We start from the raw sequence: 12,497 nt of genomic DNA, 5'->3' as shown, positions 1-12,497 counted from the left end.
TATCAGCCCGGCCAGCCCGCAATGGCTTCGGCCGGCGCCTGCCCGCCCTCCTGAACCGCAGTCCCGACGACCAGAGCGGGCAAGGTCCGCGCCACCTGCAGCAGAACACCCTCATCGGGCGGTGACGCGGCGAACCGGGCGTCGATCGTCTCCGCCGCTCCCCGCAGAACGGGCGCGGTGGCCACGTCCTGCTGGTGCCGGTCCAGTTCGGCACGGAACTCGGCGAGCAGGTCGCGTACGCCCCCGGGGCCTGCGGCGTTCCGGACCGGCGCCGACTGGTGCACAGCGCAGATGTCCCGTCCGACGACATGAGGACGACGTGCCTCTTGGCGTCGTCGCTCCGGTGCGTTTCCCGGCGGCGACGACCGGAACCGGGCCGCAAACGCGATATTGCTCGCACGTCTCCGCACCTGTGCGGATCGTCCGAATCCAACCCCTTCGGCCGGCCTCATCGGATCAGTTGTGTACACATGGCACACTCGGTACGCTTGATCGCATGACGCAGCCGCAACCCATGGAGTCCATCCGCGCCGTCCGCGCGCACTTGGCCGAGGTCGTGGAGCGTGCCGACCGGGACGACGTACCCACCGTGATCACCCGACGGGGCAAGCAGGTCGCCGCCGTCGTCTCCATCGAGGTGCTGCGCAGGTACCAGGAGTGGGAAGAGCGCGAGATCAACCGGATCATCGACGAGCGTATGGCCAACCCCGCACCCGGCATCCCGATCGAGGACGTCATGAGGGAGACGCTGGAACGCGGTGAGTAAGTACCGAACCGTCTTCCGCCCCGAGGCGCAGGCGGAGCTCCGGAAAATCCCTCGCGGCACAGCCCTGCGCATCCTGGCCAAACTGACTGAGCTGGAGAGCGATCCTCTGGGCTTCAACACCACCGCGCTCGTCTCACAGCCGGACCGCCGCCGCCTGCGCGTGGGCGACTACCGGGTCGTGTACACGATCGACAACGGAGAGGTCGTGGTGTGGGTCGTCCACATCGGACACCGCTCCACCGTGTACGACACCTGAGCTGTACTGATCCCACGCCTGCGCCCTCGGCACGGGATGGAGCAAGGGGGCCGACTCCCACGGAGTCGGCCCCCCTTCTGCGCCGCACGCTCGCCACGCCAGCGACGCGGCGACGCGTCATCCGCTCACACGTTGAAGCGGAACTCCACCACGTCCCCGTCCTGCATCACGTAGTCCTTGCCCTCCATGCGGGCCTTGCCCGCTGCGCGGGCTTCGGTCACCGAGCCGGTTTCCACCAGGTCTTCGAAGGAGATGATCTCCGCCTTGATGAAGCCCTTCTGGAAGTCGGTGTGGATGACGCCGGCCGCCTCGGGGGCCGTGGCGCCCTTCTTGATCGTCCAGGCGCGGGTTTCCTTGGGGCCGGCCGTGAGGTACGTCTGGAGGCCCAGGGTGTCGAAGCCGACGCGGCCGAGGGTGGCGAGGCCGGGTTCTTCCTGGCCCATGGACTGGAGGAGTTCCAGGGCTTCGTCGTCGTCCAGCTCGATCAGCTCGGACTCGATCTTGGCGTTCAGGAAGATCGCCTCGGCGGGGGCGACCAGGGCGCGCTGTTCGTTCTTGAAGTCCTCGTCCACCAGCTCGTCCTCGTCCACGTTGAACACGTAGATGAAGGGCTTGACGGTGAGGAGGTGGAGCTCGTGGAGGAGGCGGCCCTTCTCCGTGGAGGCCGTGATGCCCGCGTGGAAGAGGGTGTCGCCGGCTTCGAGGATCTTCTGCGCCTCCTCGACCGCGGCCAGGACCGCGACCTTCTCCTTCTGGAGGCGGGACTCCTTCTGGAGGCGCGGGACCGCCTTCTCGACCGACTGGAGGTCCGCGAGGATCAGCTCCGTGTTGATGGTCTCGATGTCGTCCTTGGGCGAGACCTTGCCGTCGACGTGGACGACGTTCTCGTCCTTGAAGGCGCGGATGACCTGGCAGATCGCGTCCGACTCGCGGATGTTCGCGAGGAACTTGTTGCCCAGGCCCTCGCCCTCGCTCGCGCCGCGCACGATCCCCGCGATGTCCACGAAGTCCACCGTCGCCGGCAGGATCTTCTGCGAGCCGAAGATCTTCGCCAGGACGTCCAGACGGCGGTCCGGGACGCCGACCACGCCGACGTTCGGCTCGATCGTGGCGAACGGGTAGTTGGCCGCCAGCACGTCGTTCTTGGTCAGGGCGTTGAACAGGGTCGACTTGCCGACATTCGGCAGTCCGACGATTCCGATACTAGTACTCATGCCACAAACGTCCGCTCAGGATCAAGAAGGGTGGGATCGGCCGCGACGGCAGCCCAGGCGTGCCATCGTCCACGTGCGCGTATCACGGTACAGGGACCGCGGCGAGTAGCTCTCCTTGGTCAGAACCAGTGCAGGCAGTGCGGGGCGAGGTCGCTCCCGAACAGCGCGTCCGCGCGGGCGGCCGCGGCCGGGTCGTGGGACCGGATGTGGCCGGCCCGTACGAGCGTGCTCGGGCGGGTGCCGCCGAGGTAGACCGCGCCCAGGTCCCGTACGTCCAGGGACAGGTCGGGCCGCCGGTCCGTGGCCGCGCACTCCGCCCTGCCGTCGCGGACGGTCAGCAGATAGCGGCCGTGCTCGCCCAGGAAGGGGTCGTCGACGTCGAGGACGAGCTCCCCGTCCGTGAACCAGCCGCGCGCGGTCAGCGCACGCGGTACGTCGAGGAGGCGCACCCAGAGCCAGTCGGTGAGGCCGCCGACCTCGCCGGCCCGGAGGTCCGCGAGCTGCCAGCGCAGCGGGTGCTCGGGCGGGAGGTGCAGGAAGACGACCTGGGAGACCAGATCGTGCCCGAGGGCGTACCGGGCGAGGGCGGTGAAGGCCGCGTCGCCGACGGCGATGGTCTCGTCCACCGTCAGGGTGCCGGACTCGGTCGAGTAGCTGGCGTACCCGTCCGGAGTGCCGTCGGCGTCCCGGTGGACGGCCACGTAGCGGGGTGCCCGGGAGACCGGCGGCCGGCCCGCGCCCAGCTCCCACCAGCGGTGCGGCCGGGACAGCGCGCCGGGCTGCGCGCGGCGGTACCGGTCGTAGACCGCTTCGAGGATCTCGCCGCAGTCGGCCCGCCGCAGGACCTCGACGGAACCGGTGCCGTCCGCAGCCGCCTCCCCCCGCGGATCCGCCCACTCCGCCCGGTGCCGCGGCACCGTCAGCCGGGCCGTGGACGTCGCGGGGCCGTACCCGAACCGGCCGTAGATCCCCGCCTCCGAGGCCAGCAGCACCGACAGGAACTCGCCCCGCTCCCGCACCCCGGCGAGCTGGTGGCGCATCATCGCGCCGAGCACGCCGCGTCGCCGGTGCGAGGGCACGACGCCGACGGCGGTCACTCCGGCGGCCGGGACGGGCTTCCCGCCGGGCAGCGTGAGCTCGAAGGAGTACGCGGCGGCGGTGCCCACGGGCTTCCCGTCCGGGGCCACGGCGAGCAGGCCGCGGTCCATCTCCAGCGCCGACCACCAGCGTCCGCCGTCCGCGACCGGGGTCTCCGGGAACTGCCCGAAGGCCGTGTGGACGGTCGCGACGAAGGCCTCGAAGTCCTCGTCGGTCGTGGGGCGGATCTCCATCACTGCCGCTTCTCCTCAGGGTCGGAAAGGGGCCCAGCGTACGGGTGGCCCCGCGCCGGGCGCACCGGATTACTCGTGGGCGGTGCGCAGGGTCACGGCACCGCGGAAGTCCCCCGGCGCCATCGTCGACATCGCGTCGAGCGACGCGTCCGGCACCGGCAGCAGGTGCGCGTCGACCCAGGTGTCTCCGGTCGCGCCGTTGGCCCAGGGGTCGTCGATCACCACGGCACCGGGCAGGACGCCGTGGCACAGCACCCAGTGCGGTACCTCGAACCCCTGCATCGCGGCGAGCGAGAGCAGCAGGAGTACGTGCTCCCGCCGGCCGATCGCGTCCCGGACCGCGCTCAGGGGGAGGTGGCCGGGGTCGACCGGGACGCCGATGCGCCCGGCCTCCGTGCGGGACGCCTGCTGGAGCAGCGCCCGCCACTCCCGGTCGCCCGGGGGGAGGTGGTCGAGCATGACCGGCCGGTCCGTGTCGAGGTGGACCGTCACCCCGTACGACGGCCGTGTCCGGCGCAGGGCGACGCCCAGGCCGACGGGCTCGCAGGCCATGAAGTTGGTCGCGTCCCGCCACAGCGTCAGCTCCGCCCGGCGGTCCAGCGCCTCGCAGGGCAGGACGCCCGCGTGCACCTGCGCGACGAGGGCGGTGACGGCGCCGCAGCTGAAGTGGGTGGTCTGCCCGTAGTACGGAGGCGCGGACACCGCGTCGTCGTTGAGCCAGCGGACGTAACCGGTGGCCGGCCCGTTCGCGCCCTCCGACCGCGAGAGCGGCGGGTCCAGGGGCGTGAAGCCCGCGGCGGCGGCCTCCTCCGGCGTGGCCGTCCAGCCCTCCCACTTCAGCTGGACGGCTCCCCGCCCGCGTGCGTGGGCGGCGACGGCCCCGATGACGGCCGGTACGTCACCGACGGCGTCCACGATCTTCAGGTACGCCGTCCCCGGGCGGGCGGTCACGAGCGCGGCACCCGTCCACTCCTCGCCGTCACCTCGGACGGCGACGATGTGCGGGGCGTGGGCGGAGCGGTCGACGGCGCTCCAGCGCTCGGCCACGTCGGGGGGTGGAGCCGGTGCGGTGCCGGGCTCGTACGGCACGACGATGCTGTTCACGGACGGCATGGGCCCTTCTTGCGGGGAGGACGGCATTCGAGTGCTCCGGAAGGTCAGGCGCGGGACTGCTTGAGCACCCACACGAAGTACGGCGCGCCCACCAGCGCGATCATGAGCCCCGCCGGCACCTGGGAGGGAGCCGCAACGGTGCGGCCGAGCGCGTCCGCCACGCACACCAGCACTCCGCCGAGCAGCATCGCGACCGGGATCGTCCGGGCCTGCCGGGCGCCCACCAGGGAACGGGCGAGGTGCGGGGCGACGAGGCCCACGAAGCCGACGACACCGACGGCGAGCACGCTGAGCGCGGCGAGCACGGCGGCGACCGCCAGTGCGGCGAACCGGGTGCGCCCCACCCTGACGCCGACGATGCGCGGGGTGTCCTCGTCGACGGCGAGCAGGTCGAGCCGCTCGCGCATGGACAGCAGTACGGGCAGTGCGAGTGCCAGGGCCACGGCGACCGGGACGGTGTCGGAGAACGTACGGCCGTAGGTCGTGCCGGAGAGCCAGGTGAAGATGCGGGGGGTGTTGTACGGGTCGGCGCGCAGCAGGAGGAAGGTGGTCACGGCGCTGAGGCCGTACCCCGCACCGATGCCGATCAGTACGAACCGGTCGGGCAGGAAGCCCCCGCGCCAGGCCAGCAGGGCGATCACCGCGAAGGTGGCGAGCCCGGCCGCGACGGCGACCGCGACGAGCACCGTCCGCCCGCCGCCGAGCCCCGAGGTGACGACGCCCGCGGCACCCAGTCCGGCGCCCGCCGTGATGCCGAGGATGCCCGGCTCCGCGAGCGGGTTGCGTACGGTGCCCTGCACCACGCTTCCGGCGAGGCCGAGCGCCATGCCGGCGAGGACGGCGGCGGTGACCCGGGGCACCCGGTCGTCGAGGGCCGCCCCGATGAGGTCGGGGGCGGTGCCCTGGATCCAGAGGGCGAGGTCGCCGGTCTTCAGCCAGAGGCTCCCCGCCAGGGTCCCGACGAGGGCGGCCACGGCCAGCAGGACCGCGGCGCCGGTCACGACGAGGAGGTAGGCGCGCCGGGACCGTGCGGCGACCCGGGCCCGTGGCGGCTGCTGGATGCGGCCCGTGTCGCGCAGCCGCAGCGCGAGGACCACGATCACGACGGAGCCGAGCAGCGCGGTCGGCACTCCGGTGGGGATGGAGGCCGCCCCGTCCGCCCCCTGCACGGCGCGCAGGACCGCGTCCGCGAGCAGGATGAGCAGCGCGCCGAGCAGGCCGGCCGCGGGGATCAGGAACAGATGCCGGCGCAGCGCGTGGATCCGCCCGGCGATCAGGCGGGCCAGGACGGGGGCGCCGAGGCCGACGAACGCCATCGGGCCCGCGAGGGTCACCGAGGTGCTGGTCAGGAGGACCGCGCAGACCACGGCGAGGACCCGGGTGCTGCGGATCGGCACGCCGAGGGTGGCCGCGGTGTCGTCGCCCAGGTTCATCACGTCCAGCCGCCGGGAAAGGGCGAGGGCGGCGCAGAGCACCAGGACGACGAGGGGGACGGCGCGCAGCGACGCGTCGATGTTCAGCTGCGAGAGCGAGCCGCTCCCCCAGGCGTAGAGGCCGGTGGTGTTCTGCTCGAACAGGATGAGGAGCATCCCGGTCGCGGAGTCCAGGGCCATCGCCATCGCCGATCCGGCGAGGATGAGGCGGGTGCCCGAGGTGCCCGCCGCCCGCCCCGCGAGGAGCAGGACGAGCGCCGCCGCGGCCAGGCCGCCGGCGAAGGCGACGGCGCCCGAGGCCCACAGCGGTACGGAGAGGCCGAAGGCGGCGACGAGCGACACGGCGAAGTAGGACCCGGCCGAGACCGCGAGGGTGTCGGGGGAGGCGAGCGCGTTGTGCGTGACGGACTGGAGCAGCGTGCCGGCGCAGCCCAGGGCGAAGCCCACCGCCACACCGGCGAACAGGCGCGGCAGGCGGGAGCCGGTGAGGATCTCGCCGACCGGCGCGCCGTCGGCGCCGTCCCGTTCCCCGGCGAGGTGGCGCACCAGGTCGCCGACGCCGACGCCCGAGGTGCCCTGGGTCAGGTGCCACAGGCCCACCAGGACGGTGGCGGCGAGGAGGACCGCGAGGACGGCCGCCCCGGCGGGAGCGCCGCCGCGGTCCTCGATCGGACGCGACGGCGCTGCCGCTGTGCGTACGGCGCTCACTTCTTGTCGAGTACGTCGACGTAGGCGTCGATCGCCTGCTCGTTGGAGCGGGGGCCGCCGGCGCCCCAGACCCGCGCCGGGAACGCGTGGGCGCGGCCTTCCTCGACTGCCGGGAGCTTCTTCCAGATCGGGTTCTTCCGGAGCGCGGCGACATAGCCGCCGGCGCCCTCGTCGTTGGCGTAGAAGAGGTTGGCGCCGCCCACCGCGACGAGTCCCTCGACGTCCGTCTGCGCGAGGCCGTAGGCGGGGTCGACTCCGCCGTCGCCGTGCTCCTTGTCGACGCTGCTGGTCCACGCGGGCTTCAGGCCGAGTTCCTTGCCAAGCTCGGTGAAGAGGGCGCCGTCGCTGTAGGGGCGGACGGTGAGGTTGTTGCCCTCCAGCCAGCCGTCGAAGAACACGAAGTCCCTGGTCGGCAGGTCGGCGTCGGTGACCTGCTGCTTCGCCTTCGCGAGGTGGGCGTCGAACTCCTTGAGCACCTGATCGGCGCGCTCGGTGCGTCCCGTGGCCTCGCCGATCATGCTGAAGACCTGGCGCATGTTCCCGATGGGGTCCTTCGGGTTCGCGCCGCGCGTGGCGAGCACGGGGACGCCCCGCTTCTCCAGCTTCTTGATCATCTCGTCCTTGGCGTCGAACGCCTCCACGACGATGAGATCGGGCTCGGCCGCGTACAGGGTGTCGAGGTCGGGCTCCTCGCGGGTGCCGATGTCGGTCACCCCGCCGGGGAGCTTCTCCGCGCTGACCCAGGTGCTGTAGCCCTTGGCGTCGGAGACGGCGGCGGGGGTGACGCACAGGGTCAGCGCGTCCTCGACCTGCTGCCATTCCAGGACCGCGATGCGCTTGGCGGGCTTGTCGAGCTTCACCTGCCGGCCGACGCCGTCCGTGAGGGAGACCGGCGCGGTCGACGTGGTGGTGGTGTCGTCGGCGCAGCTCTTCGACGCGGGGGCGGCCTTGGCGCCGCTCCTGGCCGTGACGTCGTCGGCGTCGGTCGTGCCGCAGGCGGCGAGGGCGAACAGGGCGAGCCCGGTCGTGGCTGCGGCCGTCAGACGGCTGGCGCGGTTCATGGAGGGTCCTCTTTCTCAAATTTTCGAAGGGTGCGCCGGAGCGCCGCACGGCTGCTCCGGAAGGGGTGGCGTCCTCGTCAGGTGAGGTGGCGCCCGAGGGGGTCGATGCGCAGCCGGCCCGTACGCGGGTCGCGGGCGACCTCGACGCGGATGTCGTAGACCAGGCCGATGTTCTCGGCGGTGAGTACGTCGGCGGGGGCGCCCGCCGCGTGGACGCGGCCGGCGTGCATGAGGACCAGCGTGTCCGCGACGCGGGCGGCCTGGTCGAGGTCGTGGAGCACGATGCCGACGGCGAGGCCGTGCTGCTCGACGAGGTCCCGCACGAGGTCGAGCGTCTCGAACTGGTAGCGCAGGTCCAGGTGGTTGGTCGGTTCGTCCAGCAGCACGACGCCGGTGTCCTGGGCGAGGCAGGCCGCGAGCCAGACGCGCTGCATCTCCCCGCCGGACAGCTCCCCGACCTGCCGGCCCGCCATGTCCCGTACGCCGGTGACGCCCAGGGCGCGGTCGACGGCGGCTCCGTCCTCGGGGGTCGGTCCGGCGAAGCCGCGCCGGTAGGGGTGGCGCCCGAACGCCACGACCTCCGCGACCGTCAGCCCCTGGGGCGCGGGCCGCGACTGCGAGAACAGGGTGACCTCGCGGGCGAACCCGCGGGGGCTGAGCAGGGCCGCGTCGCGCTCGGCCGCTCCGTCGGGGGCGCCGAGGGTGACCCGGCCGCCGTCCACCTGGTGCAGCCGGGAGAGCGCGCGGAGCAGCGTGGACTTCCCGCTGCCGTTCGGCCCCACGAGGGCGGTCGCGCGGCCGGGCTCCAGGGTGACCGAGACGCCGTGGACGACCGGCTCGCCGCCGTAGCGCAGGACCAGGTCGCGCCCGTGGAGCGCGGCCGCCGGTCCGGCGGGGCCGTCGGCGGGTCTTCCGGCACGGCGGAAGGGGCTGGTGAACATGAGGAGGTCCGGGTGGTCGGAGGGGAGCGGAGTGGGGCACCCCCCGCCCGGCCTTCACCGGCCGGGCCGCACGCTCTCCCGTGCGCGGGCGGCACCGCATACGGGCGTACGCGGGCAGCGCCGGGCACGGCGAGCAGCAACTAAGGGTTACCTAACTCGATGAAGACTATATTCCGCTTGTCAGGCAGACAATCCGGCGTTCTCGCCACCCGATACGGGATTCCGGACACCCCCGGGAGCCGCGTCCACCGCGCCGGAGAAGGCGCCGGGCGTGGTGCCCATGACGCGCCGGAAGGCGGCGATGAAGGAGCTGGGCTGCGCGTAGCCGAGGCGCTCGGAGACGGACATCACATCAAAGCCGTCGGACAGAAGCGTCAGCGCCCGGTGCACCCGCAGCATCTGCCGCCACTGCGCGAAGGAGAGCCCGGTCGAGCGGCGGAACGCGCGGGTGATCGTGCGCTCGCTGGTCCCCAGCCCCCGCGCCCACTCCTCCAGTGAGCGGCCGTCGGCGGGATCGTCCAGCAGGGCTTCGGCGATCGCGTCGATCCGGGGGTCACCGGGCAGCCGCAGCGCCAGCTGGTGCTCCGATGGCTCGATCACGTCGAACACGACGGCCTCCGCCCGCAGCCGGGCGGCCTCGGCGAGATCCGTGCGCGACAGGTGGGTCAGCAGCGATACGAGCAGCGGGGACATCGCGATCGCCTTCGGCTCCCCGAACGCGAACGGCGTGCGGTCGGGGGCGAAGAAGGCGCTGTGGAACCGTGCGCCCTCCGTCGCCCGGCCCGCGTGCACCACTCCGGCGGGCATCCAGAGCCCGTGCCCCTCGAACACGGTGAAGACCCGGTCGCCCACCCGGGACGTCAGCGTTCCGCCGCGCACCCAGACGAGCTCGTGCAGCCGGTGCGCGTGCCGGGTCCACTCCGTGGGGGCGGGGACGATCCGGAACTCCGCGACGACGGCTCCGGAGGCCGGCACCCGCTCCGGGAGCGCCCCGGCCCGGCATACGACCGTGCCCGCCTCGCGCCGCCACAGCCCCGGGTTCAGCTCACCGCGGGACGACGACCGGACCATACGAGCGAGTCTAAGCGGCGGGCCCGAACCGGTTCCCGTTGCGCCGTGTGGCATCGAACTCATCGCCAAGCTCGGCCAAAGCGCGTGTCCCGCACCTGATTCCGGCCTCCCGGCGACCTACGTTGTCCCGGTGGAGCAGCACAGGACACGTCCCCCGCAGCGCAGGCAGACCCGGCCGACCCCGTTGTCCCCGCTGGGGGCGGCCGAGGACGCCAGGGAGGCCGACGGCGCGGGGGCCCTCGGTCACCGGGTGATGAGCGCGCCCGCCGGGCGGCCGGTCTCCCCGGCCGTGGGAGCCCTGCGCCGGCTGCCCAATCCCCGGCTCACCGGGATCGGCGCCGGGCTCTTCGCGGCCGCCGCCATGTTCCTGATCGGGTGTGTGGACCTGCTGCTGTTCGACGAGTCCCCCGTCGTGTTCGGCCTGCTGTTCCTGCCGGTCAGCGCACTGACCGCGCTCTGGGTGCGGCCGGCGGACCTGGTGACCGCGCCGATCGGCGTGCCGATCGCCTTCGCGCTCGGCATCGTCCCCATCTCCGGCGGCACCGGCGGACTCGGCGGGCAGACGATGGCCGTCGTCACCGCCCTCGCCGTGCACGCCGGCTGGCTGTACGGCGGCACCCTCGTCGCGGGCGTCATCGCCTCCGTGCGCAAGGTGCGGCTGATGCGGGCCCGGCAGCGGCGCGTGATGCTGGCCGCGCGGACCGGGCGCCCGGCCGCCGCCGCCGGGCCGTCCCCGGCTCCTCGCGCCGCGGCGGCCCGCGCCCCGCGCAGGCCGTCGCAGCGCTGAGCGGTCAGTCCGAGGCCGCGGCCTTGGCGGCCATCGCCGCGCCCACGATCCCCGCGTTGTTCTGCAGCTCGGCCGGGACCATTTCCGCCCGTACGTGTTCGATCAGCGGCAGGAACTTGTCGGCCTTGCGGCTGATCCCGCCGCCGATGATGAACAGTTCGGGCGAGAACAGCATCTCCACGTGGGCCAGGTACTTCTGGACCCGGCGGGCCCAGTGGTGCCAGCCCAGGTCCTCGTCCTCCTTGGCCTTCGTGGAGGCGTGCTTCTCCGCGTCGTGGCCGTTGAGCTCCAGGTGGCCCAGCTCCGTGTTGGGGACGAGCCCGCCGTCGATGAAGAGCGCGCTGCCGATCCCCGTACCGAAGGTCAGCATGATCACCGTGCCCTTGCGGCCCCGGCCCGCGCCGAACGTCATCTCGGCGATGCCCGCCGCGTCCGCGTCGTTGAGCACGGTGACCGGGAGGCCCAGCTTGTCGCCGAGCAGGGCACGGGCGTCCTGGTCGATCCAGCCCTTGTCGACGTTGGCCGCGGTGCGGGTGAGGCCGCCCGTGACGACGCCCGGGAAGGTGATCCCCACCGGGCCCTTCCAGTCGAAGTGGCCGACCACCTCGGCCACGCACCCGGCGACGTCCTGGGGCGTCGCCGGGTGCGGTGTCAGTACTTTGTGGCGCTCCCGCGCCAGGTCTCCGCGGTCCAGGTCCACGGGAGCGCCCTTGATCCCGGATCCGCCGATGTCCACGCCGAAGATCTCCATGTGATCCACGGTACGGGCACCGGCGCGCGCTCACTCCCGGAACGGCGCCCGAAGGCGCCGGCTACTCGCCCTGCAGGGCCGCCGCCTCCGCGCGCAGGTCGCGGCGCAGCTCCTTCGGCAGCGAGAAGACGATCGACTCCTCGGCGGCCTTCACGATCTCGACGTCCTCGAAACCCCGCTCGGACAGCCACGCCAGCACGCCGTCCACCAGCACCTCGGGCACGGAGGCACCGGAGGTGACGCCGACCGTGGAGACGCCGTCCAGCCACGCCTCGTCGATCTCGTCCGCGCCGTCGACGAGGTGGGAGGCGCCCGCGCCCGCGCCGAGGGCGACCTCGACCAGGCGGACGGAGTTGGAGGAGTTCTTCGAGCCGACGACGATCACCAGGTCCGCGTCGGCGCCCATCTGCTTCACCGCGGTCTGGCGGTTCTGCGTGGCGTAGCAGATGTCGTCGCTCGGCGGCGAGATCAGCAGCGGGAACTTCTCCTTGAGCGCGCCGACCGTCTCCATCGTCTCGTCCACGGAGAGGGTGGTCTGGGAGAGCCAGACGACCTTCGACGGGTCGCGCACCTCGACGTTCGCAACGTCCTCGGGGCCGTCGACCAGGGTGATGTGGTCGGGGGCCTCGCCGGAGGTGCCGATGACCTCCTCGTGGCCCTCGTGGCCGATCAGGAGGATGTCGAAGTCCTCCTGGGCGAAGCGCACGGCCTCCTTGTGGACCTTGGTGACGAGCGGGCAGGTCGCGTCGATCGTGGCGAGCTTCCGCTCGGCCGCCTCCTCGTGCACGGTCGGGGCGACGCCGTGCGCGGAGAACATCACGATCGAGCCCTCGGGGACCTCCGCCGTCTCCTCGACGAAGATCGCGCCCTTCTTCTCCAGGGTCTGCACGACGTACTTGTTGTGGACGATCTCGTGGCGCACGTAGACCGGTGAGCCGTACTGCTCCAGGGCCTTCTCCACGGCGATCACGGCACGGTCCACGCCCGCGCAGTAGCCACGGGGAGCGGCGAGGAGGACGCGTCGGGGGGTCGTAGCAGTCATGCGTCCCATCGTAAGGCCGTACT

The 12,497-nt window shown here is 72.6% G+C and carries 13 protein-coding genes; 3 read left to right on the top strand and 10 right to left on the bottom strand.

Going from position 1 to position 12,497, the window contains the following annotated elements; all coding sequences use genetic code 11:
• Positions 1-2 precede the first annotated feature (2 nt).
• Positions 3-284, bottom strand: coding sequence for a hypothetical protein (locus ACN6LM_RS17780; RefSeq protein ID WP_445066332.1), 282 nt, complete (start codon positions 282-284; stop codon positions 3-5).
• A gap of 212 nt (positions 285-496) precedes the next feature.
• On the opposite strand from ACN6LM_RS17780, the gene ACN6LM_RS17775 reads away from it, so the two are divergent.
• Positions 497-766: a type II toxin-antitoxin system Phd/YefM family antitoxin gene (locus tag ACN6LM_RS17775; protein ID WP_445066331.1), complete on the top strand. Its 270-nt coding sequence runs from the start codon at positions 497-499 to the stop codon at positions 764-766.
• On the top strand, positions 759-1,022 hold the full coding sequence (locus tag ACN6LM_RS17770; protein WP_147970689.1) for a type II toxin-antitoxin system RelE family toxin: 264 nt from the start codon (positions 759-761) through the stop codon (positions 1,020-1,022). The genes ACN6LM_RS17775 and ACN6LM_RS17770 overlap by 8 nt, the downstream gene beginning before the upstream one ends.
• A 125-nt stretch (positions 1,023-1,147) precedes the next feature.
• Here ACN6LM_RS17770 and ychF read toward each other — a convergent pair whose 3' ends face one another.
• From ychF to ACN6LM_RS17735, 7 genes are all read right to left on the bottom strand, one after another.
• Entirely contained in the window at positions 1,148-2,236 is a 1,089-nt protein-coding gene (gene ychF, locus ACN6LM_RS17765; protein ID WP_445066330.1) for a redox-regulated ATPase YchF, read from the bottom strand.
• Between the two features lie 119 nt (positions 2,237-2,355).
• The gene (locus tag ACN6LM_RS17760) at positions 2,356-3,567 is read right to left on the bottom strand and encodes a GNAT family N-acetyltransferase (protein ID WP_445066329.1); all 1,212 of its coding nucleotides are present in this window, start codon (positions 3,565-3,567) and stop codon (positions 2,356-2,358) included.
• A gap of 69 nt (positions 3,568-3,636) precedes the next feature.
• The gene (locus ACN6LM_RS17755; RefSeq protein ID WP_445066328.1) at positions 3,637-4,707 is read right to left on the bottom strand and encodes a peptidase C39 family protein; all 1,071 of its coding nucleotides are present in this window, start codon (positions 4,705-4,707) and stop codon (positions 3,637-3,639) included.
• A 17-nt stretch (positions 4,708-4,724) separates the two neighbouring features.
• A complete protein-coding gene (locus tag ACN6LM_RS17750) occupies positions 4,725-6,821 on the bottom strand; it encodes an iron ABC transporter permease (RefSeq protein WP_445066327.1) in 2,097 nt (698 codons plus the stop codon).
• Entirely contained in the window at positions 6,818-7,882 is a 1,065-nt protein-coding gene (locus ACN6LM_RS17745) for an ABC transporter substrate-binding protein (protein ID WP_445066326.1), read from the bottom strand. Before ACN6LM_RS17745 ends, ACN6LM_RS17750 begins: the two co-directional genes overlap by 4 nt.
• A gap of 77 nt (positions 7,883-7,959) precedes the next feature.
• The gene (locus ACN6LM_RS17740) at positions 7,960-8,823 is read right to left on the bottom strand and encodes an ABC transporter ATP-binding protein (RefSeq protein WP_445066325.1); all 864 of its coding nucleotides are present in this window, start codon (positions 8,821-8,823) and stop codon (positions 7,960-7,962) included.
• Between the two features lie 180 nt (positions 8,824-9,003).
• Positions 9,004-9,894, bottom strand: a complete 891-nt coding sequence (locus ACN6LM_RS17735) for a helix-turn-helix domain-containing protein (RefSeq protein ID WP_445066324.1) — start codon at positions 9,892-9,894, stop codon at positions 9,004-9,006.
• Positions 9,895-10,147: 253 nt separating this feature from the next.
• Here ACN6LM_RS17735 and ACN6LM_RS17730 point away from each other — a divergent pair, with 253 nt between their 5' ends.
• Complete coding sequence (locus tag ACN6LM_RS17730; RefSeq protein ID WP_445066348.1) at positions 10,148-10,681, top strand: DUF6542 domain-containing protein; 534 nt, start codon at positions 10,148-10,150, stop codon at positions 10,679-10,681.
• 4 nt (positions 10,682-10,685) lie between these two features.
• Here the strand turns inward: ACN6LM_RS17730 and ppgK are convergent, their stop codons facing one another.
• On the bottom strand, positions 10,686-11,432 hold the full coding sequence (gene ppgK, locus ACN6LM_RS17725) for a polyphosphate--glucose phosphotransferase (RefSeq protein ID WP_445066323.1): 747 nt from the start codon (positions 11,430-11,432) through the stop codon (positions 10,686-10,688).
• Positions 11,433-11,493: 61 nt separating this feature from the next.
• A complete protein-coding gene (locus ACN6LM_RS17720) occupies positions 11,494-12,483 on the bottom strand; it encodes a 4-hydroxy-3-methylbut-2-enyl diphosphate reductase (RefSeq protein WP_445066322.1) in 990 nt (329 codons plus the stop codon).
• Between the last annotated feature and the right edge of the window lie 14 nt (positions 12,484-12,497).

The organism is Streptomyces sp. SAS_281 (assembly GCF_052542855.1).
Note: the sequence above shows the minus strand (reverse complement) of the source record. Positions and strands in the feature narration are given on the sequence as shown.

Bases quoted from the DNA above. Each gene is read 5' to 3' on its own strand.
- ACN6LM_RS17730 (WP_445066348.1), top strand. From the start codon at position 10,148: ATGAGCGCGCCCGCCGGGCGGCCGGTCTCCCCGGCCGTGGGAGCCCTG.
- ACN6LM_RS17735 (WP_445066324.1), bottom strand. From the start codon at position 9,894: ATGGTCCGGTCGTCGTCCCGCGGTGAGCTGAACCCGGGGCTGTGGCGG.
- ACN6LM_RS17775 (WP_445066331.1), top strand. From the start codon at position 497: ATGACGCAGCCGCAACCCATGGAGTCCATCCGCGCCGTCCGCGCGCAC.
- ACN6LM_RS17745 (WP_445066326.1), bottom strand. From the start codon at position 7,882: ATGAACCGCGCCAGCCGTCTGACGGCCGCAGCCACGACCGGGCTCGCC.
- ppgK (WP_445066323.1), bottom strand. From the start codon at position 11,432: ATGGAGATCTTCGGCGTGGACATCGGCGGATCCGGGATCAAGGGCGCT.
- ACN6LM_RS17755 (WP_445066328.1), bottom strand. From the start codon at position 4,707: ATGCCGTCCTCCCCGCAAGAAGGGCCCATGCCGTCCGTGAACAGCATC.
- ACN6LM_RS17720 (WP_445066322.1), bottom strand. From the start codon at position 12,483: ATGGGACGCATGACTGCTACGACCCCCCGACGCGTCCTCCTCGCCGCT.
- ychF (WP_445066330.1), bottom strand. From the start codon at position 2,236: ATGAGTACTAGTATCGGAATCGTCGGACTGCCGAATGTCGGCAAGTCG.
- ACN6LM_RS17760 (WP_445066329.1), bottom strand. From the start codon at position 3,567: ATGGAGATCCGCCCCACGACCGACGAGGACTTCGAGGCCTTCGTCGCG.
- ACN6LM_RS17740 (WP_445066325.1), bottom strand. From the start codon at position 8,823: ATGTTCACCAGCCCCTTCCGCCGTGCCGGAAGACCCGCCGACGGCCCC.